At 66.9% G+C, this 24,808-nt stretch carries 25 protein-coding genes; 15 read left to right on the top strand and 10 right to left on the bottom strand.

The window, feature by feature from the left end; translation table 11 throughout:
- Positions 1-20: 20 nt before the first annotated feature.
- The 3 genes from WJU27_RS05880 to WJU27_RS05870 are packed head-to-tail and all read right to left on the bottom strand — an operon-like array spanning position 21 to position 3,559.
- Positions 21-1,613 (bottom strand): efflux RND transporter periplasmic adaptor subunit, encoded by a 1,593-nt coding sequence (locus WJU27_RS05880; RefSeq protein ID WP_020164520.1) that lies wholly within the window; start codon positions 1,611-1,613, stop codon positions 21-23.
- Positions 1,610-2,893 (bottom strand): TolC family protein, encoded by a 1,284-nt coding sequence (locus WJU27_RS05875; RefSeq protein WP_043363837.1) that lies wholly within the window; start codon positions 2,891-2,893, stop codon positions 1,610-1,612. The genes WJU27_RS05880 and WJU27_RS05875 overlap by 4 nt, the downstream gene beginning before the upstream one ends.
- A gap of 39 nt (positions 2,894-2,932) precedes the next feature.
- Entirely contained in the window at positions 2,933-3,559 is a 627-nt protein-coding gene (locus WJU27_RS05870; protein WP_020164522.1) for a c-type cytochrome, read from the bottom strand.
- A 148-nt stretch (positions 3,560-3,707) separates the two neighbouring features.
- Here WJU27_RS05870 and WJU27_RS05865 point away from each other — a divergent pair, with 148 nt between their 5' ends.
- Positions 3,708-4,385: a heavy metal response regulator transcription factor gene (locus tag WJU27_RS05865; protein ID WP_020164523.1), complete on the top strand. Its 678-nt coding sequence runs from the start codon at positions 3,708-3,710 to the stop codon at positions 4,383-4,385.
- On the top strand, positions 4,382-5,788 hold the full coding sequence (locus WJU27_RS05860) for a heavy metal sensor histidine kinase (protein WP_020164524.1): 1,407 nt from the start codon (positions 4,382-4,384) through the stop codon (positions 5,786-5,788). The genes WJU27_RS05865 and WJU27_RS05860 overlap by 4 nt, the downstream gene beginning before the upstream one ends.
- Positions 5,789-5,802: 14 nt before the next feature.
- Here the strand turns inward: WJU27_RS05860 and WJU27_RS05855 are convergent, their stop codons facing one another.
- From WJU27_RS05855 to WJU27_RS05840, 4 genes are all read right to left on the bottom strand, one after another.
- The gene (locus WJU27_RS05855) at positions 5,803-6,918 is read right to left on the bottom strand and encodes a sigma-54 interaction domain-containing protein (RefSeq protein WP_020164525.1); all 1,116 of its coding nucleotides are present in this window, start codon (positions 6,916-6,918) and stop codon (positions 5,803-5,805) included.
- Positions 6,919-6,938: 20 nt separating this feature from the next.
- Positions 6,939-7,943: a sulfate ABC transporter substrate-binding protein gene (locus WJU27_RS05850; protein WP_020164526.1), complete on the bottom strand. Its 1,005-nt coding sequence runs from the start codon at positions 7,941-7,943 to the stop codon at positions 6,939-6,941.
- A 79-nt stretch (positions 7,944-8,022) separates the two neighbouring features.
- Positions 8,023-8,853, bottom strand: coding sequence for an EAL domain-containing protein (locus WJU27_RS05845; protein ID WP_020164527.1), 831 nt, complete (start codon positions 8,851-8,853; stop codon positions 8,023-8,025).
- A gap of 35 nt (positions 8,854-8,888) precedes the next feature.
- Complete coding sequence (locus WJU27_RS05840) at positions 8,889-9,038, bottom strand: hypothetical protein (RefSeq protein ID WP_198291211.1); 150 nt, start codon at positions 9,036-9,038, stop codon at positions 8,889-8,891.
- Between the two features lie 257 nt (positions 9,039-9,295).
- Between WJU27_RS05840 and WJU27_RS05835 the strand changes: the two genes are divergently transcribed.
- From WJU27_RS05835 to WJU27_RS05775, 13 genes are all read left to right on the top strand, one after another.
- Positions 9,296-9,790, top strand: a complete 495-nt coding sequence (locus WJU27_RS05835; RefSeq protein WP_029143669.1) for a rhodanese-like domain-containing protein — start codon at positions 9,296-9,298, stop codon at positions 9,788-9,790.
- 55 nt (positions 9,791-9,845) lie between these two features.
- Positions 9,846-10,811 carry a serine O-acetyltransferase EpsC gene (gene epsC / locus WJU27_RS05830; RefSeq protein WP_020164530.1) on the top strand — a complete coding sequence of 322 codons (966 nt, stop codon included), beginning with the start codon at positions 9,846-9,848 and terminating at the stop codon, positions 10,809-10,811.
- A complete protein-coding gene (locus WJU27_RS05825) occupies positions 10,808-11,101 on the top strand; it encodes a helix-turn-helix domain-containing protein (RefSeq protein ID WP_020164531.1) in 294 nt (97 codons plus the stop codon). The genes epsC and WJU27_RS05825 overlap by 4 nt, the downstream gene beginning before the upstream one ends.
- Before the next feature lie 115 nt (positions 11,102-11,216).
- Positions 11,217-12,146: a family 2A encapsulin nanocompartment shell protein gene (locus WJU27_RS05820; protein WP_019918395.1), complete on the top strand. Its 930-nt coding sequence runs from the start codon at positions 11,217-11,219 to the stop codon at positions 12,144-12,146.
- Between the two features lies 1 nt (position 12,147).
- On the top strand, positions 12,148-14,049 hold the full coding sequence (locus tag WJU27_RS05815; RefSeq protein WP_341421629.1) for a family 2A encapsulin nanocompartment cargo protein cysteine desulfurase: 1,902 nt from the start codon (positions 12,148-12,150) through the stop codon (positions 14,047-14,049).
- 152 nt (positions 14,050-14,201) lie between these two features.
- Positions 14,202-14,552 (top strand): thioredoxin family protein, encoded by a 351-nt coding sequence (locus tag WJU27_RS05810; protein WP_341421424.1) that lies wholly within the window; start codon positions 14,202-14,204, stop codon positions 14,550-14,552.
- A gap of 158 nt (positions 14,553-14,710) precedes the next feature.
- Positions 14,711-15,271: a carboxymuconolactone decarboxylase family protein gene (locus tag WJU27_RS05805; RefSeq protein ID WP_341421423.1), complete on the top strand. Its 561-nt coding sequence runs from the start codon at positions 14,711-14,713 to the stop codon at positions 15,269-15,271.
- Positions 15,268-16,365, top strand: a complete 1,098-nt coding sequence (locus tag WJU27_RS05800; protein WP_341421422.1) for an acyl-CoA dehydrogenase family protein — start codon at positions 15,268-15,270, stop codon at positions 16,363-16,365. The genes WJU27_RS05805 and WJU27_RS05800 overlap by 4 nt, the downstream gene beginning before the upstream one ends.
- Positions 16,362-17,177, top strand: coding sequence for an ABC transporter ATP-binding protein (locus WJU27_RS05795; RefSeq protein ID WP_341421421.1), 816 nt, complete (start codon positions 16,362-16,364; stop codon positions 17,175-17,177). Before WJU27_RS05800 ends, WJU27_RS05795 begins: the two co-directional genes overlap by 4 nt.
- 28 nt (positions 17,178-17,205) lie before the next feature.
- Positions 17,206-18,438 (top strand): ABC transporter substrate-binding protein, encoded by a 1,233-nt coding sequence (locus WJU27_RS05790; protein WP_341421420.1) that lies wholly within the window; start codon positions 17,206-17,208, stop codon positions 18,436-18,438.
- Positions 18,438-19,184 (top strand): ABC transporter permease, encoded by a 747-nt coding sequence (locus WJU27_RS05785; RefSeq protein ID WP_341421419.1) that lies wholly within the window; start codon positions 18,438-18,440, stop codon positions 19,182-19,184. The genes WJU27_RS05790 and WJU27_RS05785 overlap by 1 nt, the downstream gene beginning before the upstream one ends.
- A gap of 118 nt (positions 19,185-19,302) precedes the next feature.
- On the top strand, positions 19,303-21,081 hold the full coding sequence (locus WJU27_RS05780) for an ABC transporter ATP-binding protein (RefSeq protein WP_341421418.1): 1,779 nt from the start codon (positions 19,303-19,305) through the stop codon (positions 21,079-21,081).
- Positions 21,082-21,201: 120 nt separating this feature from the next.
- On the top strand, positions 21,202-22,158 hold the full coding sequence (locus WJU27_RS05775; protein WP_341421417.1) for a PEP-CTERM sorting domain-containing protein: 957 nt from the start codon (positions 21,202-21,204) through the stop codon (positions 22,156-22,158).
- 17 nt (positions 22,159-22,175) lie between these two features.
- On the opposite strand, the gene WJU27_RS05770 is transcribed toward WJU27_RS05775, so the two are convergent.
- The 3 genes from WJU27_RS05770 to WJU27_RS05760 all read right to left on the bottom strand — a co-directional run bounded on the left by WJU27_RS05770 (position 22,176) and on the right by WJU27_RS05760 (position 24,772).
- Positions 22,176-23,537 (bottom strand): FAD/NAD(P)-binding protein, encoded by a 1,362-nt coding sequence (locus WJU27_RS05770; protein WP_341421416.1) that lies wholly within the window; start codon positions 23,535-23,537, stop codon positions 22,176-22,178.
- A 137-nt stretch (positions 23,538-23,674) separates the two neighbouring features.
- Positions 23,675-23,956, bottom strand: coding sequence for a DUF2325 domain-containing protein (locus WJU27_RS05765; protein ID WP_020164542.1), 282 nt, complete (start codon positions 23,954-23,956; stop codon positions 23,675-23,677).
- A gap of 180 nt (positions 23,957-24,136) precedes the next feature.
- On the bottom strand, positions 24,137-24,772 hold the full coding sequence (locus WJU27_RS05760) for a peroxiredoxin (protein ID WP_020164543.1): 636 nt from the start codon (positions 24,770-24,772) through the stop codon (positions 24,137-24,139).
- Positions 24,773-24,808 lie beyond the last annotated feature (36 nt).

Here is a 24,808-nt window from a genome sequence, read left to right as displayed (position 1 = left end):
GGATGCGTTCCTCTCGGCGATCAGTGACGGTCGTGCGAAGCGTGTTCCGGCGACGGCTGCGCCGGCGCGGAGGCAGTTCGCCTTTTCATCGAGGTCACCACCCATTCGCCCGCCGCGCGCTCGACGAATTCGAACGCGATCAGATCGCCGCTGCGCACATCTTTCGTCACAGCGGGGTTCGCGAGCTTGAAATCCATGCTCATTGCCGGCCAGCCCAGGCTGTCGACCGGACCATGGTTGATCGTGACCACCGCTGCCGAGCTGTCCATGCGCTCCAGTCTCCCCTGCGCCTGATGCCCGGACGTGCGGCGCGTGCCTGCTGCTTGCGCCTCCTCGTGGGGTGCCTGGCCGAAGCTGCCAAGGGCCGCCTTGAGGTTGCTCTCCGCGTCGATCAGGAAGTTTGCGGCCACGACGACCGGCTCCCCGTCGCGGAGGCCCCGGAGCACTTCAGTCCTGTCGCCGGCACGCGCGCCCAGAGTCACTTCCCGGGGTTCGAAGCGCCCGGGCGAACGTTCGACCAGAACCACACGTCGGGTGCCACTGTCCAGGATGGCGGACGACGGTACCGTCAGAACCGGGGCCCGACCGGCCACCGTGAGTGTGACGTCCGCGTACATGCCCGGTTTGAGCAGGCCCGAGCGATTGGGCAACTCGATCCTGACCGGGGTGGTGCGCGTGTCGGTGTTCACCGTCGGGTAGATGAAGGACACGGTGCCGCCGAACGTCTGCTCCGGATAGGCATTCGCCGTCACGCTGACATGCGCACCGGGTCTGACCAGGCCGATGTCCTGCTCGAAGAGATCCGCCATTACCCACACCGTGGACAGATCCGACACTTGGTACAGCGGGTCGCCGGGCATGAAACGCATGCCCTGCAGCGCTCTCTTCTCGGTGACTATGCCGGTGGCGGGAGAACGGAAGGTGAGCGTCCGGCGCACTGCGCCAGAGCCGGAGAGCGAACGGATCTGGTCGTCGGAGACATCCCAGTTGCGAAGACGTGCAAGGCTCGATTCCGCGAGCCGTCGCATGCCCGTCTGCGTTTCGGCGCTGCTTTCCTCGAGCGCACGTACTCCTTCGGCGGCGATGGCGTACTCGCTCTGTGCCGACAGCAGTTCCGGGCTGTAGGCCTCGAACAGCGCCTGCCCCTTGCGGACGGCCTGACCCACGGCATTCACGTGCAGACGCTCGATATAGCCTTCGAACTTCGGCGATATCGCGTACGTGCGGCGCTCGTCCGCTTCAATCCTCGCCGCCGCGCGAATCTGTCGCTCCAGCATGCGGCGGGAGACAGCCTCGGTCCGCACGCCCAGCATCTGCACCTTTTCGCTGCTCACGACGACTTCGCCCGTGACGCCATCCGCACTTTTCTCATCGTCGGCGAACACAGGGACGTAGTCCATTCCCATCGGATCCTTTTTGGGTACCGGAGAGGTATCGGGCAAGCCCATCGGATTGCGGTAGTAGAGCGGCGTGCGCTGCTTCGGCGTGGCGTCGGCGCTTGCGGCTTCCTTCGTGCTGTGGGGGGCTGTGCTGCCAAGCCAGTAGCCTGCGCCGGCCGCGACACCGACCAGCAGGATGGCGGGCAGCACCCTGCGCAGTGACAGCGTGCTCACAGTTCTTCTCCGATCATGCGTTCCACGTCCGCGAGCCGCGCCTGTCCCTCGGCCTGCGCGCGGATCAGGCTCTGTCGTGCCTGACGGATCTGCCGTAGCGCGTCGATCAGGGTCGAGAAGTCGACGCGGCCTGCTTCGTATCCGGCCAGTGCCGAACGGAACGTCAGTTCGGCCTGCGGCAACAGCGTGCCGCGCGTCAGCTCCTCCGTACGGCGGGCACTGTCCAGCGCTGCGGTGGCTTCCGCGATCTCGCCCATCAACAGGTTCTCGGCCGACAGCTGTCTTGCGCGTGCGGCGGAAACCATCGCTTCCGATTCGCGTTCCTGTGCCCGGCGCGTGTCCTGTTGAAGGGGAATGTTCAGTTCGACCATCACCTCCCACTCCTTCACCGCGTTGTCGTACTGAATGGGCGAGACGCCGAAGGTGAAATCCGGATAGCGATTGCGATAGGCCAGCTCCCGGCTTTTTTCCGCCGCCTGAAGACGGGCGATCTCCACGGAAAGCAGCGGGTTGGACCGGCGTGCCCGGCCTTCCAGAGCGCCCGCTTCGAGCCGCGAGGGGTCGGGCAGGGGGCGCAGGTGATCCGGGTCGGCGAGAGGCGCCCGGGCAGGACGCGCGGCAAGCGCGTTGATCCGGGCTTCCAGCTGCTGCTGCTCCGCAACCAGCACCCGTCTCTCGTTGTGCAGCCCTGTCTGTTCGATCTGCGCGCGGATGACGTCCTGCTGGGGTGCCAGACCATTCGCGTACCGGGTAAGTGCCAGATGTTCAAGGCGCTTCGCCAGTTCCAGGATCTCGTCGGTCAGGCGCGCATTCCGATGTACGAAATACCGTTGCGCAAAGCTCGTCTTGATGCGCGCGGCCACGTCGTTCCAGCTGACGAGTGCCCGTCCGCGCGCGCCCTCGGCCTCGAATTCTGCGACCTGCTTCTTCAGGTCGCGCTTGCCGAACCAGGGAACGTCCTGCATCACCAGATAGCGGGTGCTGCCGACCTGGCCGGGAATGAGGGTCGGACTCCGTTCACCCATGCGCGTGATGTCGCGAAATTCGGTTCTCAGCCTCGGGTCCGGCAGTGCGCCTGCGGGCGTCACCCGCTCCGCTGCGGCCTCCGCTTCATAAAGCATGGCGAGGTATTCGGGGTTCTGCTCGCGAGCAAGGCGCAGAAGGCTGTCAACGCTCGCGCCAGGTACGTCCGCGGCGGACGGGGCGGCCAGCAGCGATGTGCTGCACGCGATCATCAGTGCCGTAGAAAGCCTCCCGATCTGTCTGCGCCAGGTATTCATACGTTCTGTTCTCCGCAGCGTGCCGTCGCTCGGCAGCCATCAATGCCGATGGTCGTGCGTGCCATGGTCATGCTCTGGTGGCGCGACGGGTCCCGTCTCGAGCTCATGGGGTGACGTCGAGTGATTGATGCCGCGATGCGAATGCCCGTCGCTGGCAGCGACGGCGCGCCGATAACCGTCTGCCGACAGGCCGGGCAGCACGCGCAGGAACGCCACCAGGTCCCAGATCGCTGCATCCTCCATGCCGCCCTTTGACCAGGCCGGCATTCCGGATCCCTTGATGCCGTGTTTGATGATCCAGAAACTGCGTGCGTCCTCGTCTCGAACGCCCTCCCGAGGCTTGGAAAGATCCGGCGGGGCGGGATAGAGCCCGCGCCGCAGCTCGCCTTCCTCCTGCCCTGGAGACAGATGACAGCCGACGCACATGGCGTCGTAGTTACCGGCTGCGCGACGGGCCCGTTCCGGATCATCGAGGTCGGCGGGAGGGGCCACCCGGGCTGAGCGGACAGCCACGGAGCGCTCGCGCGCCCATGCGATGAGCTCGTAGGTGGTTTCGCCGTGCGGGCGGTCCGCGGCGAAATCGGGGAGACCGAGCTGTATGGCGGCCAGCGCGGAAAGTGCCATCAAAATGAGCACGATCAGCGCGCCGACAAGGATGTTCTTCATCTGCCCAGTCCGAGTTATCCGGTGGCGTGATTCTTCCCCGGCCGGGGTAACGGGACCCTGACTCTCCGATTACATTTCCGTAATCTCGCGGATACGTCGCCCTCAACTGTGCAGGATGACGGTTCAGGAAAATGATGAGAGCGCTGCCATGAAGATTCTCGTTGTCGAAGACGAACCCAAGACCGGTGACTATCTGCGGCAGGGCCTGGTGGAAGCGAGCTTTGTCGTGGATCTCGCGCGCGACGGCCTGGACGGCCTGCACCTTGCCCTGACCGAGAGCTACGATCTGGCCATACTGGACGTGATGCTTCCCGGGATTGACGGCTGGCAGATACTGCAGGGCATTCGCGGTGCAGGTAAGAACATGCCGGTCCTGTTCCTGACTGCGCGCGACGCCGTGGATGACCGGGTTAAGGGGCTGGAGGCGGGCGCCGACGACTATCTGGTGAAGCCCTTTGCGTTCTCCGAGCTGCTGGCCCGGGTCCGCACGCTGTTGCGCCGGGGCGGCGCGAGCATGGAGTCCGGCCAACTGCGCGCGGCCGACCTGGAGCTCGACCTGATGCGCCGCCGCGTGACCCGCTCCGGCGTCAGAATCGATCTCACGGCAAAAGAATTTGCGCTGCTCGAGCTGCTGCTTCGACGGCAAGGCGAGGTGCTGCCGCGCTCGCTCATCGCGTCACAGGTGTGGGACATGAACTTCGATAGCGATACCAACGTCATCGAAGTCGCGGTGCGCCGCTTGCGTGCAAAGGTGGACGAAGGATTCGATCGGAAGCTGATTCATACCGTGCGCGGCATGGGCTATGTGCTGGAGGTCGACGCGTGAGCGCATTGCTGCGGCGGTCGATGACCTTGCGTCTGACACTGCTTTTCGCGGTCCTGTCGACGTCGGTGCTGCTGGTCCTGGGACTGCTGATCGGGGTCCTGGTCGAGCGGCATTTCGAGGAGATCGACAGGGCGCTCATCGGTGGCAAGGTCGAACTCCTTACGCAGGCGCTGCGGAGAGTGCGCAACGAGGACGAACTGAAGGCTCTTCCGGAGCAGCTGGATCACGCCCTGGTCGGGCATCACGGACTGATCGTCATCGTCCGGGCTCCCGACGGCCAGACGATCTATCGATCGGCGGACGGGTCATTTCCATCCGAAGTACTTGCGGTGGGGCAGCGCCCGACAGACCCGTACCGCCTTTGGGAGGACGGTGCCGGGCGGCATTACCGGGGCCTGGCGGTCCAGGCGCCGACGGCGATCGAGGGGCTTGCCCCGGCCGTCCTCGGTATCGCGGTGGATATGACGCAGCACGAGCTGTTCATGCGTTCGTTCGAGTGGGCACTATGGTCCCTGGTCGGTCTTGCAGCCCTGATGTCCGGAGGACTGGGCTGGATCGCTGCCCGCCGCGGTCTGCATCCCCTTCGCGAGATCAGCCGGCGCGCCGCCAGCATCACTGCGGATCACCTGGATCAACGGCTTCCGGTGGCGTCCATTCCCGCCGAACTCGCCGATGTCGTCAGTAACCTGAACGACATGCTTGCCCGGCTGGAAGCATCCTTCCACCGGCTTGCCGATTTCTCTTCTGACCTCGCTCACGAGATACGCACTCCCGTCAGCAATGTGCTGACGCAGACCCAGGTGACACTGTCGCGCGCGCGCTCGATAGAGGAGTACCAGGATGTCCTTGCCTCGAACGCCGAGGAGTTCGAACGTCTGTCGCGAATGATCGCCGACATGCTCTTCCTCGCGAAGTCGGACAACCAGCTGCTTGTACCGCAGCGTGAAGACGTGGATCTGCGAGCCGAGATCGATAGCGTCATCGAGTTCTACGAACCGCTGATTGATGAGAAATCGATCGATCTCACTTTCACCGGTGCGGCCCGGGTATCCGGAGATCGGCTGATGCTGCGCCGTCTCGTTAACAACCTGCTCTCGAACGCGGTGCGGCATACGCAGGCTCATGGCCGGATCACGATCGACGTACGGCCGGCAGACGCGGACTGCGTCGAGCTCAGTGTGGAGAACACCGGTGACGCAATTCCTGAGGATGACCTGTCACGGATCTTCGAGCGCTTCTACCGCGTGGATGCGTCACGCAGGAGGTTCAGTGACGGCGCGGGTCTCGGTCTGGCGATATCGAAAGCCATCGTTCGTGCCCATGGAGGAGAGATCTCTGCCGTTTCAGGGCAGGATCACGTCACGCTCAAAGCCACTCTGCCAACGCACCGCCCCCAGCCCTGACGCCGGCGCACAGTTCAGGACGCCTGCGGGGCCGTAATGCCTTGGCGCGCAGTGTCGAGCAGGTCGTGTCGCTTGAGTTGGGTGCGCAATACATAGCGCGACACGGACAGGGCCTCTGCCGTATGGACCTGGTTTCTCCTGCAGGACTCGAAGGCGGTCGATACCAGAATCCGCTCCATCGTGTCGTGAAGTTCGGGTACGTGCAGTTCGATCAGGCGCCGCAGGTCGCCCGCGATGCGCTCGAACAGCTGTGCAGGGGTGTCGGCCGGCAGTGCGACCGGGGGCTGCGCAGCCGGTGCCAGCGAGGCGTTGGCGAGGCGCAGGTCGTCGATGTCGACACGGCCGTCGCGGCTGACGATGAGCGCGTAGTGGACGACGTTTTCCAGCTCTCGGATATTGCCGGGCCAGTCGTGTGCCACCAGCGCCTCGCGGGCGCGCGGGGTGAAGTTCACGTCGGCGATGTCCAGCCGGCGCGCGTACTGCGCAGCGAAGTGGTCTACCAGGGGCGGGATGTCTCCGCGCCGCTCGCGCAGCGGGGGCAACCTGATCGGCGCCACGTTAAGCCGGTAGTACAGGTCGGCGCGGAAGCGGCCGGCGTTCACCGCACGCCACAGGTCCACGTTGGTGGCGGCGATCAGCCGCACATCCACTGGTACCGGGGTGCGTGAACCGAGACGCACCACCTGCCGTTCCTGCAGCACGCGCAGCAGCTTCACCTGCAGCGCGGACGGCATGTCTCCGATCTCGTCGAGGAACAGGGTGCCGCCGTCTGCCGCCTCGAACCAGCCGGCCCGTGCATGCGTGGCGCCGGTGTAGGCACCGGCCTCGTGCCCGAACAGTTCGGCGTCGATCAGTGCTTCGCTCAGCGCGCCGCAGTTGACGGCGACGAAGGGACCGGCGCGACCGCTGACCGCGTGAATGTGTCGTGCCACCAGTTCCTTGCCGGTGCCGGTCTCGCCGATGATCATCGCCGTCACTTCGCGTGCCGCGATCAGCTCGATGTCGGACAGCAGCGCGGTCGACGCCGGGTCCTCGAACACCAGCGCGGTGGCACGTATGGACAGCGCCATCTCCTCCGGTCGAGCGAAGGTGAGGCGCTTTCCGTTCTGCAGTGCGGCGTTCTGGCTCATCGGGCAGGGCGTGGTCGGATTCAGCGGCGGGTGACGATCTGGTCGTAGATGCCGCCGTCGGCGAAGTGCGTCTTCTGCACCGCATCCCAGCCGCCCAGCTTCGCCTCGACCGTGAATGTGTTCACCGGCGGGAACCGCTTGGCGTACTTCTTCAGCGCCGCCTCGCTGCGCGGGCGGAAGTGGTGACGGGCAATGATGTCCTGGCCTTCGGCCGAGTACAGGTACTGCAGATAGGCCTCCGCCTGCCTGCGGGTGGCGCGCTTGTCGACCACCTTGTCGACCACGGCCACCGGGGCGGCCGCCTCGATTGACAGCGACGGATAGACGATGTCGAACTGGTCGCCGCCGAGTTCCTTGTCCAGCAGCACCGCCTCGTTCTCGAAGGTGACCAGAACGTCGCCGATGCCGCGCTGGGTGAAGGTGGTGGTGGCGCCGCGGCCACCGCCGTCGAGCACCGGCACGTTGGCGAACAGCTTGCTGACGAAGTCCTTCGCCGCCGCCTCGTCGTTCGCCTTGTTCAGTGCATAGCCCCAGGCGGCGAGGTAGGTGTAGCGGCCGTTGCCCGAGGTTTTCGGGTTGGGCACGATCACCTGCAGACCGGCGCGGGTGAGATCGGACCAGTCCTTGATCGCCTTCGGATTGCCCTTGCGCACCAGGAAAACGGTGGTGGTCGTGTAGGGCGTGGCGTCGTTCGGCAGGCGCTTGCGCCAGTCGGCCGACACCAGGCTGTTCTTCACCAGGATGTCGATGTCCGGCGACTGGTTCATCGTCACCACGTCGGCTTCCAGCCCGCCGATCACGGCGCCGGCCTGCTTGCTCGATCCGCCGTGCGACTGGTTCAGCGTCAGCGTTTCGCCCGACAGCGTTTTCCAGTGTGCGGCGAAGGCCGGGTTGATGTCCTTGTACAGTTCGCGCGACACGTCGTAGCTCACGTTGAGCAGCGTGGTCTGCGCCTGCGCCGGCAGTACGACGGCGGCGAGGGCGAGCAGGGCGGCGGAAATCAGGTGGGTGAGGCGGGTGTGCATGATGGCTCCGTTGGGATCGAAGGCACGCAGCCTAGGCAGTCGGGCCGGGCGCGTGAACCAACAAGAAACGATGTGCTTATCAGGGATTCGGGAATGCCGTCCTGCCGGTCGCTCGTCGCGCGGCCGGCGCGACGGGGTGGCCGAGCGCGTAGCCCTGGCCGAGGCGAACCCCGGCTGCGCGTACCCGGGCCAGTGCCGCCTCGCTGCCGATGCGCTGCACGATGAGTTCGATGCCATGACGGGCGCAGGTCTTCGCGTGCTGCGCCAGGTCGCGCAGCGTGTCGTCGCGGCCGGCGTCGAGCTTGACGAAGTCCGGCCGTACGTGACGCACCAGTTCGTCCAGCTGGCCTGCGTTCAGCAGGTTCACGCCGATGCGGTATCCGTTGTAGCGGTAGTTGAGCATCACGTAGGCCAGCATGGCGAAGTCACTGGTCATCGCGTCCGGTGATTCGATCACCACCTTGCGGCGCTCGATGTTCAGTGCCGACAGCACGCGTCCGAAGGCGCTGCCGTGGTCCTCGCCGACGGCCAGCATCAGGCGGCCATGGACGTTCAGGAAGAGACTTCCGGTCTCGTCGGCACGGCCGAAGTAGTTCAGCACGTGCAGCGTGCGGCACAGCCGGTCGAGTTCGATCAGCGCATCGTCGCCGGCGGCGTTGGCGAACAGGTTCCACGGCGACAGGTCGCCGCCGGTGGCGTCGAAGGAACGGATGAAGGCTTCGTGGCCGATCCGCGTGCCGTCGTCCAGCCTTTGTACCGGCTGGAAAACCGAAGACAGGCTGCTGTGCATGAAACGCCCGGCGACGTGACCGTCGGGCGTCGTCCACAAGGGGTGATGCCCGTCGGCATCGCGGGGTAGGGTATGCAGGTAGCGCTCGAGCGCCGAGCGGCTGGCGTCGACGGTGTTCATGTGTTTCTCCGTGAGGGGCGACAGGCGCGTCAGGCTCATTCGAGCAACAGCCAGGTGCGATAGAGCAGGGCGAGGCCGAAGGCGAACACGACCGCTGCCAGCAGCTTGTCGCCGAGCGGAAGCGGTTCGTGGCGGTCGGGGCGCTTTTCGGGCCGGCGCAGCCGGCGGGGTCCGGGGGCATTCATGGCGACCAATCTAGGGGGCGCGCCCGCCACATCCAACCAATTAATCCTGCAGAGCTTATGCGCGCCGCCTTAGCGGATTTCGCGCAAAGCATTCCCTGCATTCGATCTGAAATTCAATTGGTTTGTGGGTGCCCGGCCGGCCGATAGATTGGCGTCACCGGGAGCGACGCCCTTGCGTCGGCCCGGCGCCGGCCGATGCCGGGACCGCCTGGGAGGCGGCGCATCGCCGGTGTCGTCACGCCGAGGAGGAAATAATCATGACTGCTGCGACCGCGGACGCCCTTGCGTCCTCACCCCGTGCTGCTGTGCTCGACGCACCGCCGCTCTCGATTGCCCGCGAACGTGCGGAGCACGACGCGCTCCTGTACGCCGGCGGCATCACGCCGGACCAGGCCTGGGCGCTGGTATCGGCCGGCGACGCCGTACTGGTGGATGTCCGCACGGCGGAGGAACGCAAGTTCGTCGGCCACGTACCGGGCAGCGTCCACGTGGCGTGGGCGACCGGTACATCGATGACGCGCAATCCGCGCTTCGTGAAGGAACTGGAAGCCAAGGTCGGCAAAGACGCCGTCCTCCTTCTGTTGTGCCGCAGCGGCAAGCGTTCGGCCGCCGCCGCCGAGGCGGCAGCGAAAGCCGGCTTCCGTCATGTGTTCAACGTGCTCGAAGGTTTCGAGGGCGAACTGAGCACCGACGGCCAGCGGCGCAACAGCGGCGGCTGGGTGGTCAGCGGCCTGCCCTGGCAGCAGGACTGATGCGCGGCGGTCGCCGTCGCGGCCGCCTTCTTCATCCCCGCAACGGAGATCCCGAATGACTTTGAAGAAGGGCGGCCTCACGAGGGCCACGGAATCTGAAGGCGCGTGGCAGCTGGACCGCATCGTGTCCGAGCTGCGTGACATCCGCACACGCTGGCGCGGCGCGCAGCAGCGTACGACCGAATGCGGCGCGCGCGAATTTCCGTCGCGCGAGGCCTTGCGCGACATCGCCGAGGCGCTGTGCGGCGCGCTGTTCCCGATGCGGCTCGGCCCGTCCGATCTGCATCAGGAGAGCGAGGATTTCTACATCGGCTACACGCTGGACGCCGCGCTCAACGCCCTGCTGCACCAGGTGCGGCTGGAACTGCGCTACGACGCGCGCCGCGCGGCATCGCCGCAGGCTGACGTCGACCTGCTGGCGCGAGCCATCGTCGCCGAATTCGCACTGTCGCTGCCCGGCCTGCGCGCGCTGCTCGACACCGATGTGCTGGCCGCCTACCAGGGCGACCCGGCGGCGCGCAGTGTCGACGAGGTGCTGCTGTGCTACCCCGGCGTGCTCGCAGTCATCCATCACCGCATCGCGCACAAGCTGTACGCGCTGGGCGTGCCGCTGGTCGCACGCATCATTTCCGAGGCGGCGCACTCGAGCACCGGCATCGACATCCACCCGGGAGCGCAGATTGGCGCCGGCTTCTTCATCGATCACGGCACCGGTGTCGTGATCGGCGAAACCGCGGTAATCGGCGAGCGCGTGCGGCTCTACCAGGCGGTCACGCTGGGCGCCAAGCGCTTCCCGGCAGACGAGGTCGGCACGTTGCAGAAAGGGCTGCCGCGTCATCCGGTGGTCGAGGACGACGTGGTCATCTACGCCGGGGCCACGATACTGGGCCGCGTCACGATAGGACGCGGTTCCACGATAGGCGGCAATGTGTGGCTCACGCGCAGCGTGCCGCCCGGCAGCCAGGTCACGCAGGCCAATTCACAGAACGTGCCGGTCGCGGCGGAACTGGTCGAGCCATGACAGCCCGGCACGGAAGGCCGACGCCACCTCTGGCCGAGGCGCTGACGCGCCGCTTCGGCCGTGCGGTGCGGCGGACGCGCGAATTGCGCGGCTGGTCGCAGGAGGTACTGGCTGAGCGCGCCGAACTCAATCGCTCCTACCTCGGCGAGGTCGAGCGCGGCAGCGCGATGCCCTCGCTCGCCACGGTGGTCAAGCTCGCGCTGGCGCTCGAATTGCCGGCCGGCGATCTGCTCGACGGCTGCGAACGCATGGACGAGCTGCCAGCTGCCGTGCAGCACACGATCGCCTGAACGGACGGACGACGAACCGATTGGTGGCTATAGCCGGTTGAATGCCGCATAGAAGAAATAGATATTTGCTTAGCAGTTTTTCGCATAAACAACCTCCCCTTGCTAGGAGCCTTTCATGGCCGACACACCCGAACAGCTGGCGCTTGGCGACAACGCCGCCCGCCAGCTTGCCAACGCCACCAAGACCGTCCCGCAGCTATCGACCATCACGCCGCGTTGGCTGGTTCATCTGCTGCAGTGGCTGCCGGTCGAGGCGGGCATCTACCGCGTGAACCGTGTGAAGAACCCGCAGGACGTGCGTGTCGCGTGCTCGCAGCGCGACGAAGCGGAACTGCCGCAGATCTTCGTCGACTACGACGAGCAGCCGCGCGAGTACTTCCTGAATGCGGTCACCACCGTGCTCGACGTGCACACCCGCGTGTCCGACCTGTACAGCAGCCCGCACGACCAGATCAAGGAGCAGCTGCGTCTGACCATCGAAACGATCAAGGAGCGGCAGGAAAGCGAACTGATCAACAACCCCGAATACGGCCTGCTGGCGAACGTACACGACGACCAGCGCATTTCGACGCTGACCGGCGCGCCGACCCCGGACGATCTGGACGACCTGATCGGCAAGGTGTGGAAGGAGCCCGGCTTCTTCCTGACCCATCCGCTGGCGATCGCCGCTTTCGGCCGCGAATGCACCCGCCGCGGTGTGCCGCCGCCCACCGTGAGCCTGTTCGGTTCGCAGTTCCTGACCTGGCGCGGCCTGCCGCTGATTCCGTCGGACAAGGTGCCGGTCGAGGACGGCAAGACCAAGATCATCCTGCTGCGCACCGGCGAGAAGCGCCAGGGCGTGGTCGGCCTGTTCCAGCCGGGTCTGGCCGGTGAACAGAGCCCGGGCCTGTCGGTCCGTTTCATGGGCATCAACCGCAACGCGATCGCGTCCTACCTGATCTCGCTGTATTGCTCTCTGGCCGTGCTGACCGAAGACGCGCTGGCTGTGCTCGATGACGTGGAGATCGGCAAGTACCATGAGTATCCCGACACCTACAAGCAGTAACGTGAGCGGTCTGAGCTCTCCGCTGCCGCCCGGCGCGCCCGACGCGTCGGTGCTGTCGCGCCTGGCCAGCGAGCTGTTCGCTGCGCTGCCCGGGCAGACGCCGCCTTCGTTCGATGCACCGCTGGCGGTTGCGCCGGCGCCGACACCGCAATCGCCGGTGCCGCCGGTCCCGGCCAGCGCGCCGTCGAGCACGGTTGCGGCGGCCGCGCCGGTCGCACCGCAGCATGGTCTGTCGCTGGGCGCCTCGTCGCCCAAGCTGGTACCGCACGCGACCGCGCAGAATCATGTGCCCGACGTGGCGGCCGACGCCTACCCGGTCGGCTCGCCGCGCGCGGGCGTTGCGCAGGGCGTGCCCGAGGCCTACGCGGCAGCGCTGCCGCCGCTTGGTGGCGCGTCCGCCTTCCCGCAGCCGGGCGGTGCTTCGGCGCCCTCGTCGCCGTACTATTTCCTCGGCGAATCGAGTGCGCTGCAGTCGGCGCCTGCACATGTCGATGACCGCGTCAGTGCCCGTTCCTTCGGCCTGCCCGGCGACGACGCGCTGCGCGGGCTGCTGGCCGAGCCGTCACGCGAGGTGCAGCCGGCCGCGCCCTCGGCGCCGGCCTACTATTTCGTCGACAGCCAGGCGGCGCCCACGGTCGGTCACGCCGGCCGGGTGCCGAATGCCGACGCCGGCCGTCATCCGCCTTTCGATGTCAATGCGGTACGGCGGGACTTTCCGATACTCGCCGAGCGGGTGAATGGCAGGCCGCTGGTGTGGTTCGACAACGCCGCGACAACGCAGAAGCCACAGGCGGTGATCGACCGGCTGGCGTACTTCTACGCGCACGAGAACTCGAACATTCACCGCGCGGCGCACGAACTGGCCGCCCGGGCGACTGATGCCTACGAGGCGGCGCGGCAGAAGGTGGCGCGCTTCATTGGCGCAGGTTCGGTCGAGGAAATCATCTTCGTGCGCGGCGCGACCGAGGCGATCAATCTGGTGGCCAAGAGCTGGGGTGCGAAGAATATCGGCGCCGGCGACGAAATCATTGTGTCGCACCTGGAACACCACGCCAACATCGTGCCCTGGCAGCAGCTGGCGGCCGAGAAGGGCGCGAAGATCCGCGTGATCCCGGTCGACGACAGCGGTCAGGTCCTGCTCGAGGAATACAAGCGCCTGTTGAACGAGCGTACCAAGCTGGTCGCGGTGACCCAGGTGTCGAATGCGCTGGGCAGCGTCGTGCCGGTGCAGGAGATCGTCGAGCTGGCGCATCGTGCCGGTGCGAAGACGCTGGTGGATGGCGCGCAGTCGGTGTCGCACATGCGGGTGAACGTGCGTGCGCTGGACACCGACTTCTTCGTGTTCTCCGGCCACAAGATCTTCGGCCCCACCGGCATCGGCGTGGTGTACGGCAAGCGCGACGTGCTGGAAGACATGCCGCCCTGGCAGGGCGGCGGCAACATGATCCAGGACGTCACTTTCGAGCGCACCGTATTCCATCCGCCGCCGGCGCGTTTCGAGGCCGGTACCGGCAACATCGCCGACGCGGTGGGGCTGGGTGCGGCGCTGGATTATGTCGATCGCGTCGGCATCGAGAACATCGCGCGCTACGAGCATGACCTGCTGGTCTATGCCACGCACGCGATCCGCGACATACCGGGCGTGCGGCTGATCGGCACCGCGGCCGACAAGGCGAGCGTGCTGTCCTTCGTGCTGAAGGGCTACACCACCGACGAAGTCGGCCAGGCGCTGAACGAGGAAGGCATCGCGGTGCGAACCGGTCACCATTGCGCGCAGCCCATCCTGCGTCGCTTCGGTCTGGAAACCACGGTGCGTCCCTCGCTGGCCTTCTACAACACCTGCGAGGAAGTCGACCGCTTCGCCACCGTTGTCCGGCGGCTGGCGGGGCAACGCAGGCGGTGAACCCGGCGAATCGAATGCACCGGACGGTGGGTGCGTGAATTCACGCACCCACCCCAGTAAGGCGGGTTATCGTTCCATGCATGCACGTTCTTCCGGATCCTGGCTCGAGCATCGTATCGTGCGCGTTTCCGTCCTGACGACAGGATGTAGCGATGAGCCTCACCGTTCTCTGTTTGTGCGCCGAGTGGTGCGGCACCTGCCGCGACTTTCGCGCGTTCTTCGACGAAGTCGGTGCGAAGCGTGCCGCCGACCAATGCCGGTGGGTGGATATCGAGGTGCATGACGAGTTGCTTGCCCGTCTGGATATCGAGATCGAGAGCCTGCCAACCCTGATCATTGTTGACGAAGACAGTGAGGTCCGCTTTGCCGGGCCGATCGCGCCCTTCCTCGACGTCGCGATGCGCCTGTGTCGGACCGCAGACGAGGGCGTTCTTCGTGCCGACCCGGGCGACGTACTTGTGTCACGGGCGCCTGCTCTTGTCTCAGCGCTTACGGACGGCTGACCTTCCGTTCTCGATGCTCGGCATGCATCGAGAAGTCTGCTTGCCCATCGATTGCTGTTCTCGATGATGCAAAGCTTTGCAGATTAAGTTGGTTGGTTTGGGGCGGTGTGACACATAGATTCTGCGGATTGCAACAGCCTGCGTTCCGCAGAATCAATATGACCCGCCTCACCCTGCACACCGCCGATACCGCACCCGAAGGAAGCCGTGCCCTCGTCGAGCGCGTGATCGCCAACAACGGCTTCCTGCCCAACCTGATCGCCGCGCTGTCGAACGCGCCGGTCGCGCTCGAAACCTATCTGACGGTCGGCGAGATCAACGGGCGTGCCAGCCTTTCGCTGGCCGAACGCGAGGTGGTGCAGATCACGGCCGCCAGCATTCACGGCTGCGACTTCTGCGTGGCCGGACACAGCGCCATTGCGCTGAAGAAGGCCGGCTTCGACAAGGCGGCGGTGGTCGCGTTGCAGCACGGGCGTCCGGTCGGCGATGGACGGCTCGATGCGCTGGCGGCGTTTGCGCGAGAGGTCATCGCCACTCGCGGCGCCGTCAGTGACGGCGCGCTGGCGGAGTTCACCGGTGCCGGTTTCCTGCCCGCGCAGGCGCTCGAAGTCATCCTCGGTATCAGCCTGGCGACGCTGTGCAACTTCGCCAACAATCTGGCGCAGAGCCCGGTCAATCCGCAGCTCGAACCCTTCCGTGCCGGTGTGCTGACGGCATGAACACGAACACTCACGAACGGCTGCCGGACGGCCTGCGCGACTGGCTGCAGCAACAGGCGCCGGCACTGAACGACGGCAGCTCCGACGACGAGGCGCTGCTGCCCGCGCTGGCCACCGCCGGACTGTTCGCCATCGGCGTGCCGCAGTCGATGGGCGGAACCGGTGGCAGCACCGGCGATGCGGTCGAGGCCATCGCCGCGGTGGCCGAGCATTCGCTGGCGGCCGCCTTCGTGTTCTGGGGTCACCGCGCCTTCATCGAATACCTGCTCGCCAGCCCGAACGCGGCGCTGCGCGAACGTAGGCTGCCGGCCTTGCTGGCCGGCGAGCACGCCGGCGCGACTGGCCTGTCGAACGCGATGAAATTCCTTTGCGGCATTGAATCGCTGCAGATCGAGTCCAGCCGCACCGGCGAGGGCTGGCGTCTGGACGGCAAGCTGCCCTGGGTGACCAATCTGCGCAAGTCGGGCTTCGTGTTCGCGGCGGCGGTGTCGTCGCGCGAAGGCGAGCCGCCCTTCATCGTTGCGCTCGACGGTCGCCACGCCGGCGTATCGCGTACGGCCGATCTCGACCTGATCGCGATGCGCGGCAGCAATACCGCGGCGCTGAACATAGACGGTGCGCTGATCGACGCGTCCGACGTGATCGCGCCGGACGCGCGTGACTGGTTGCCGCGCGTGCGCCCCGGCTTTCTCGGCCTGCAGTGCGGCCTGTCCATCGGCTTGGCGCGCGCCGCACTGGCCGCCGCGCAGGCGCGCTGCAACAGCGCCCGCGCAACGCTGCAGGACGAACTCGACGCGGTTGGCGACGCGCTGGCCAAGCAGGTGGTGGCGCTGCTCGATGGACTGGCCGCACAGCGCTTCGTCAGCGACGCGGCGGCGCTGTTCCGGCTGCGCATCGCGCTGGCCGATACGGTGCAGCGCGCGGTGCAGCTCGAACTGCAGGCGAGCGGCGGTCGCGCCTACCTGGTCGATCCGCAGTTCGGTTTCGCGCGCCGCCTCCAGGAATCGGCCTTCGTGCCGGTCATCACGCCCAGCGTCACCCAACTGCAGGGCGAATTGCTGAAGCGCGCACAGGCGCAGGCGAGGGCGGCGTGAACGCAGCGGTGCCCAGGGCGCTGCTGCGCCCGGAACCGGCGGCGCTCGCCGCGCCTGTGTCCACGCTGCTGGCACGTGATCTGGCCTACGCCTATGACGGTGGCGGGCCGGTGTTCAGCGGCGTGTCGCTCGAGGTCCGGCCGCGCGAGATCGTCTGCCTGCTGGGTGGCAGCGGGTGCGGCAAGTCTTCTTTGCTGCGCGTGCTGGCACGGCTGGAGGCGCCCGCCTCGGGTGACATTCACTTCCTCGGCGAGCCGCTGCGGGCGCCGCATCCGCGCGCCGCACTCGTTTTCCAGCAGCCGGGGCTGCTGCCCTGGCTTGATGCGGCGGGCAATGTCGGTTTCGGTCTCGACTTCGAGCATCAACCTCGACTGGCGCGCAGCGAGCGCGCCGCGCGCGTCGAGCATGCGCTGTCCGCGGTGGGGCTGGCGGGACACGGACATCGCTATCCGGCACAGCTGTCCGGCGGCATGGCGCAGCGCGTGGCCCTTGCCCGCGCGCTGGCGCGCGAGCCGCAGCTGCTGTTTGCCGACGAACCGTTCTCCGCACTCGACGCCATCACGCGTGCCGAAATGCAGGCGCTGCTGGTGGAGCTGGTGCATCGCTGGCACACCGCGGCGCTGCTGGTTACGCACGACATCGACGAAGCCATCCTGGTGGCCGACCGCATCCTGCTGATGGGCGGCACGCCTGGCCGCATCGTCCGCGAATGGACAGTGGATATCGAGCGCCCGCGTGAGGCGCAGCCTGCGGCCGTGACCGCCTTGCGGCTGGACATCCTGAACGCGCTGCAGGTGCTGCGCGCGCATTGAAACCAAGACCATCAGAAGAGGACATGACATGAACAAGGATGGGAAGCTGCATATCTGCGCTTCGTCCGATTGCGGTTGCGGGCTGACGCGCCGCGACATGCTGAAGCTGGGTGCACTGACGCTGGCCGGCGTGGCGGCGCCGCTGCTGCGTGCGGGTGACGCGCGTGCGCAGGCCTTCAAGGGCGACGACCAGCCGGTGAAGATCGGTTACCTGCCGATCACCGATGCGACACCGCTGCTGGTGGCGCACGCGCGCAAGCTGTTCGAGGCGGAAGGCTTGAGGACCGAGTCGCCACGGCTGTTCCGCAGCTGGGCGCAGATCGTCGAGGCCTTCGTTGCCGGGCAGGTGAACGTGATCCACCTGCTGACGCCGGCCGCGCTGTGGGTGCGCTACGGCTCGAAATTCCCGGCGAAGATCGTCGCCTGGAACCATGTGAACGGCTCAGCGCTGACTGTCGATCCGTCGGTTTCGACCGTCGCCGATCTCGGCGGTCGCACGGTGGCCGTGCCCTTCTGGTACTCGATCCACAACATCCTGCTGCAGCAGGTGCTGCGCGCGAACGGTCTGACGGCGGTGACCAAGGCCAAGGAGGCGCAGCTGGCCGCGAACGAAGTGAACCTCATCGTGCTGCCGCCTGCCGAAATGGTGTCGGCACTGGCCGGCAAGTCCATCGCCGGCTACATCGTGGCCGACCCGTTCAACGCGCTGGCCGAAACCAAGGGCGTGGGCAAGGTGCTGCGCTTCTCAGGTGACGTGTGGCAGAACCACGCGTGCTGCGTCACCTTCCTGTCCGAGCGCGACACCAGCGAGCGGCCGGAGTGGGCGCAGCGCGTTACCAACGCCATCGTGCGTGCCCAGCTGTGGACGCGCAGCAACCAGCTGGATACCGCCAAGCTGCTGTCGGCGGCAGGCGAGGGCAAGTACACACCGCACGCGCTGCCGGTTCTTTCCAAGGTGCTGGCGGCGACCGACTACGCCAGCTACGAAGCGTCGGGCGTGGTGAAGAACAAGGGCTGGTACCAGCGCCGCATCGACTTCCAGCCCTATCCCTTCCCGTCCTACACCGAAGAGCTGGTGCGCGCGGTGAAGCAGACCCGGGTCGAGGGCGACACGAAGTTCCTCGATGCGCTCGATCCGGCCTTCGTCGCGCGCGACCTGGTCGATGACCGCTTCGTGCGCCGGGCCATCGACCTGGTCGGTGGGCCGTCGGTGTTCGGCCTGCCGGCCGACCTGCGGCGCAAGGAAGTCGTGCGGGTGTGATGGGCGCGCGTTTCATCCTCCCGCTGGCCGGCCTGCTGGGCGCGCTGCTGCTGTGGCTGGCCGGTTCGGCCTGGCTGGCGCACGGCATGCCGATCGCGGCCGATTTCGCGCCGGCGCCGTCGGCCGACGCGCTGTGGCAGCTGCTCGGCAGCGGCGAGCTGTGGCCGCACGTGCTGGTGAGCCTGAAGCGGGTCGCGGTCGGCCTGCTGTTGGCCATTGCCATCGGTGTGCCGCTGGGTGTGCTGACCGGGCTGTCGCGCCGTTTCGCCCAGGGCACGACACCGCTGTTCCAGTTCCTGCGCATGGTGTCGCCGCTGTCCTGGATGCCGCTCGCGGTGATGGTGCTGGGCGTGGGCGACGCGCCGGTGTACTTCCTGCTCGCCTTCGCCGCGGTGTGGCCCATCCTGCTCAATACCGCGTCCGGCGTCGCGCAGCTCGATCCGAACTGGCTGCTGCTGGCACGCAGCCTGTCGGCCACCCGGCGCGAGACGGTGCTGCGCGTGGTGCTGCCCGGCATCACCGCGCACATCCTGACTGGCGTGCGACTGGCGATCGGCATCATCTGGATCGTGCTGGTGCCGGCCGAAATGCTGGGCGTGTCGGCCGGGCTCGGCTATTTCATCCTCGACACACGCGACCGCCTCGCCTACTCGGAGCTGATGGCCGTCATCGTGCTGGTCGGTGCGCTCGGTTACGCGCTCGATCACCTGGCGCGCAGCGCGCACGCCCGCTGGCTGCACCGCTGAGCACACGCGGTGCTGTGCCGTACACCTGCGGCCGCCCGGAGGGGCGGCTGTCTGTCATGATGGCGGCACGCCGCCGGCATCGATGAGCGGCCCGCCCGAAATCTTCCCCGAGCCCGCCATGCATCCGCTTTCCCGCCTGTTCTCGCACGCGCGCAACTACCGCCGTGACGTGCGCATCGCCTCGCTGTATTCCGTCCTCAACAAGTTCTTCGACGTGCTGCCGGAGGTGCTGATCGGCGTCGCGGTCGATGTGGTCGTGAACCAGAAAGCCAGCTTCCTCGCGCGCGTCGGCATCGTCGATCCGAAGGACCAGCTGGTGCTGCTGGCGCTGATCACGGTCGTCGTGTGGGTCGGCGAATCGCTGTTCCAGTACCTGTACGACGTGCGCTGGCGCGACCTTGCGCAGAACCTGCAGCACGACCTGCGCATGGAGGCCTACCGCCACGTGCAGAAGCTGGACATGGCCTATTTCGAGCGCAACCGCAGCGGCAATCTGCTGGCGGTGCTGAACGAGGACATCAACCAGATGGAGCGCTTCCTGAACGGCGGCGCCAACGACCTGATCCAGGTGTTCGTCGGTTCGCTGATGGTGGGCGGCGTGTTCTTCGTGCTGACGCACGAGCTGGCCTTCCTCGCGCTGGTGCCGGTGCCGCTCATCCTGTACGGCGCTTTCTGGTTTCAGCGCCGACTGGCACCGCGCTACGGCGCGGTGCGCGAGGCGGCCGGCGCGCTGGCGGCTCGGCTGAACAACAACATCCAGGGCATCGCCACGGTGAAGGCCTACGCCGCCGAGGATTACGAGGCCGGCCACATCGAACAGGGGTCGGATGACTACCGCGCACGCAACGGCGAGGCGATCCGGCTGTCGGCGGCGATCACGCCGGTCATCCGCATGGCCATCCTGGCTGGCTTCACGGTGACCCTGCTGTATGGTGGCTTCATGGCGCTGAACGGCGACATCGGCGTCGGCAGCTATTCGGTGCTGGTGTATCTGACCCAGCGCCTGCTCTGGCCGCTGACGCGGCTGGCCGACCTGACCGATCTGTATCAGCGCTCGATGTCGTCGATCGAGCGGGTGATGAACCTGCTGCAGACGCCGGTGAACATCGCCTACGAAGGGCGGGCGCTGCCGCGCGCCGAGGTGCGCGGCGAACTGGTTTTTGACGAGGTGTCCTTTGCCTACGACGGAACGACCCGGCCGGCGCTGGATCGCGTCGCCTTGCGCATCGACGCCGGCCGCAGCGCGGCCTTCGTCGGCAGCACCGGTGGCGGCAAGAGCACGCTGATCAAGCTGCTGCTGCGCTTCTACGAGCCGCAGCAGGGCAGGGTGCTGCTCGACGGCATGCCGATCGGTGAACTGAACCTGCAGGACCTGCGCCGCGCCATTGGCTATGTCGCGCAGGACACCTTCCTCGCCGACGCCTCGGTCGCACAGAACATCGCCTACGGCATGCCGGACGCCACACGCGAGGCGGTGATCGAGGCGGCGAAATCGGCCGAGGCGCACGACTTCATCGTTGCACTTCCGCAGGGTTACGACACGCCGGTCGGCGAGCGCGGCCTGCGTCTGTCGGGCGGCCAGCGGCAGCGGCTGGCGCTGGCGCGCGCGATCCTGAAGGACCCGCCGATACTGGTTCTGGACGAGGCGACTTCGGCGGTGGACAACGAAACCGAGGCAGCCATCCAGCGCTCGCTGGAGCGTCTGGTGGTCGGCCGCACGACGCTCATCGTGGCGCACCGGCTGTCCACGGTGCGCCACGCCGACACCATCCACGTGATCGACGGCGGACGCATCGTGGAATCCGGCACGCACGACCAGCTGCTTGCGCTCGACGGCATCTACGCCTCGCTGTGGCGGCTGCAGACCGGGGAGCGGCGGGCCTGCCGGCTTCCTTGATCGAGGTCAGATCGAACCGGCCACGGCAGGCATAGAAAGACGACAGGTGGTGCGCTGATGCACCGCCCGTCACGGCCGCATGCGAGGCCGTGATCCGGTCCACTGTCGATGGAGCCTGTCATGACGTCCAAACACCCTGTCCCGTTCCGCATCCGTGCCAGCCTCGCTGCGCTGCTGGGTACCGCCTGTCTGAGCGGCGCTGCTCAGGCGGTCCCGAACGATACCTTCCGCAGCTGGAGCTATGTGAGCCTGCCCGGTGGCGGCCTGCTGTCCGATGGCCAGCCGTGGAACGGCGATACCGCCTTGTGGAGCGGCGCCAGCTCGGCCTGGCTCGACGCCGACAGCTACGCGCGTTCGCAGATCGGTTTCGAGAATGGCCAGCTCGCGGCGAAGATCGAGGTCAGTGCCCGGTCGCCGGTCAATGGCCATGTCTACTCCGAACTGTTCTATCGCGATCAGGGTTTCGTCTGCGATGCCGATGCGTGCGGAACGGCCGTGCCCTCCGCGGCGTCCTTCACCGTGAATCTGCACCAGGACGGGCAGTTCACCGCGGGCAGCGCCAATTTCAGCGTGTCCTACGCACTGTGGTCGGCAGGCGCCTTCCACAGTTTCCACTTCGCGGTGCAACAGGGTGAGGGGCCGCTGGCCCCCTATGGCGCGTTCTCCACCGAAAATCTGGTGACCGGGCAGTCGGCGCTGGAACCGCTGATGATTGCTGGGCCGTCCGGCCAGCCGGTGTTCAATCCCTTGTTCAATCTGGTGTGGGAGGACGACGATCAGGACGGCGTGTACAACTTCGCCTATGACCTCAGTTTCACGACCGCCACCCAGGGCGTGGACCTGAGGGAGGATCTGTTCATGTCCGCCTACGTCTACGGCACGCCCGACGGTCAGTTCTTCGATTCATTCAATTCCTTCCGTTCCACCTGGACACCGGAGGCCGGTGCCGCGCTCTATGGCAGCGGCGGACGCGCGGTCGTCGGCCCGGTGCCGGAACCTGATGTCTGGACGCTGATGGCGGCGGGACTGGGAATGGTGGCAGCCCTCGGCCGCGTGCGCCGCCGGGAAGTCGACTGATCGATCGCGGCTGACGCTCAACCGCCAGCGGCGAGCAGGCTGTCCACTGCCACCGCGGCGTGCTTGCGCAACTCGGGGATCGCGGTGGCTTCCCAGAACTGGGCTCGCAGCAGCGGTCCGACGTAGTACAGCCCGTCCACGCTGCGGCCGCGCGCGTCGATGGCCCGGCAGCGGGCGTCGACCATCAGGCCGAGCTTGAGCGGGTCCTGCGTCATCAGACCGCTTTCCAGCAGACGGTGCAGCAACGGTGCGCGCTGGGCGTCGATGCGGTGACCCGGGCCGGTGCAGTTGACGACGCGGTCGAACTGCTGTGCCTGCGGACCGCGGCGGGCGTCATCCCAGCGTACGGTCACTCCGCCCTCATCAGCTGCGGCCGCGCGCAGCCGCCCGGCGCCGACGGTGAGGCGACCGTCCTGCAGCAGCGCGTTCATCGCGTTGAAGGGCTCGGGAGCGGTGCGGTGGCGCAGCACCTCCCAGTGCGGCCGTACGTGGCGCACGAAGCGCCGCTTCTCGCGCTCGTCGAGGCTCTGCCACAGCGCCGGCGTCAGGGCACGCAGCGAGCCGATCACGTCGCGCCAGTCGACGCAGGCTCGCTCGGCCTGGGCGACCGCGGCGCGCACCAGGCGAGTGAGCGCACGCGCACTGCGCGCCTGCAGCAGCGCTTCGCGGTCGAGCGGGATGGTGGCCGGAGGTGCGTCCTGCGCGCGGTGCGAGCGCGGCAGCAGGCCGCGGCGCGACAGCGCGGTGATCGGACCGCGATGGCCGCGCCGCGCGAGGTCGACCACCACATCGAGCATGGTCAGGCCGCTGCCGAGTATCAGCACGCGCTCGTCGGTGCCGATGTGCTCGACGGCGCCCGACCACGGGTCGTTGATGTAGGCGGCGCCCAGCGCATCCAGACCCGGCAGTGGTGCGACCGGACTCAGGTGTCCCATCGCGAGGATGACGGCATCGGCATCCAGCGTCGCGTCGCCTGACAGGTGAAGACGGAAGCCGCCGGCAAGGCGCCGCTCGATGGCATCGACCCGCGCCGTTCGGATGTCGAGGCGGCCCGGATGGGCGTCGGCCGCCTGGCGCAGGCGCTGTTCCAGATACTCGCCGTACAGCATGCGCGGCACGAAGGCGCTGGCGCGGTAGCGATGCCCCGTCTCGTCGAGGTAGCGGACGAAATCGCCTTCCTGCGCCGGATCCATGCCGAGGCGGCCGGCCGGCACGTTGAGCAGGTGCAGCGGCGAACGGGTGCCGTAGGCCAGACCACGGGCGACCGGACCGGAGGCGTTGATCAGGCTGACCTGCCAGCCATCGCCGCAGCGGGCGAGGAACTGACAGGCGCAGGCCGTGCCGCTGAAGCCGGCACCGATGATGACGAGCGTGCGCACGCGGAAACCTTTCACCAGGAGGGCCGAAGCAGATGGATGCTCCGGCGTACCCGGCGACTATAGCGTCCGCCGCCTTGCGTTTCCGTGACTCGGAACCGCGGCGCAGGCCGCGGCCGTGATGCAGTTCCCGACCGGGCTCAGGCCGCCAGCTGCGACAGTGCGTTGCGTATCTGCGAGCGGCTGCGCGCGCTGTAGACGACCGGCAGTCCGTGCTGGCTGGCAAGCCTGCGCACGCGCGCGGCCATGCCGTGATTGACGTGATCGATCAGCAGCACGATGCCGCGCAGGTCGCGCGGCAGCGGTTGATGGTGGTCGGCGGCGCGTCGGCCGCTCCAGTGATGCAGGCGGTCTATGCCGGCCTCGCGTGCCGAGTCAGCGAACTGGTTGGGGTGATCACCGCCGACGACAAGGATGGCCATCTGATGTACTCCGGATTGCGATGGCTCGACCTTACGGACTGCCCGCAGCCGGGGGAACTGAATTGTTCTGCGCAGCTTCTTCTGCACAGCTTTGCCGGATGAAGCCTATGTGCAGCCCGACGGTGGACGAAAAAAAGCCCGGCCGGAGCCGGGCGTTTCGATGCCGGCGTGGCCGTTTGTTTACTTCGGCTGCGGCGTCAGGCGCAGATAGGGCCGTACGGCCTTGTACCCGGCGGGGAAGCGGCGCGCGATCTCGTCCGGGTCCTGCAGCGAGGGCACGATGACCACGTCGTCGCCGTGCTTCCAGTTGCCCGGCGTAGCGACCGAGTGCTTGTCGGTAAGCTGCAGCGAATCGATCACGCGCAGCACCTCGTCGAAGTTGCGACCGGTGCTCGCCGGGTAGGTGATGATGAGGCGCACCTTCTTGTTCGGATCGATGATGAACAGCGAGCGCACGGTCAGCGTGGCATTTGCGTTCGGATGGATCATGTCGTACAGCTCGCTCACCTTGCGGTCGCCGTCGGCGATGATGGGGAAGTTCACCGTGGTGTTCTGCGTGTCGTTGATGTCGGCGATCCAGCGCGTGTGCGATTCCACCGGGTCGACCGACAGTGCGATGGCCTTGACGCCGCGCTTGTCGAATTCGCTCTTGAGCTTGGCGGTGAGGCCCAGTTCGGTGGTGCATACGGGCGTGAAGTCCGCCGGATGCGAGAACAGCACACCCCAGCTGTTGCCGAGCCATTCATGAAAACGAATGCGGCCCGCGCTGGAGTCCTGTTCGAAGTCGGGGGCGATGTCGCCCAGTCTGAGAGTCATGATGTGGTCCTTTCATTCAAGAAGTGCAGGGTCTGC

This window comes from Methyloversatilis sp. NSM2 (assembly GCF_038066675.1).
GTDB classification, from domain to species: Bacteria; Pseudomonadota; Gammaproteobacteria; order Burkholderiales; family Rhodocyclaceae; genus Methyloversatilis; species Methyloversatilis discipulorum_A.
This window is presented reverse-complemented; position numbering and strand designations above follow the sequence as displayed.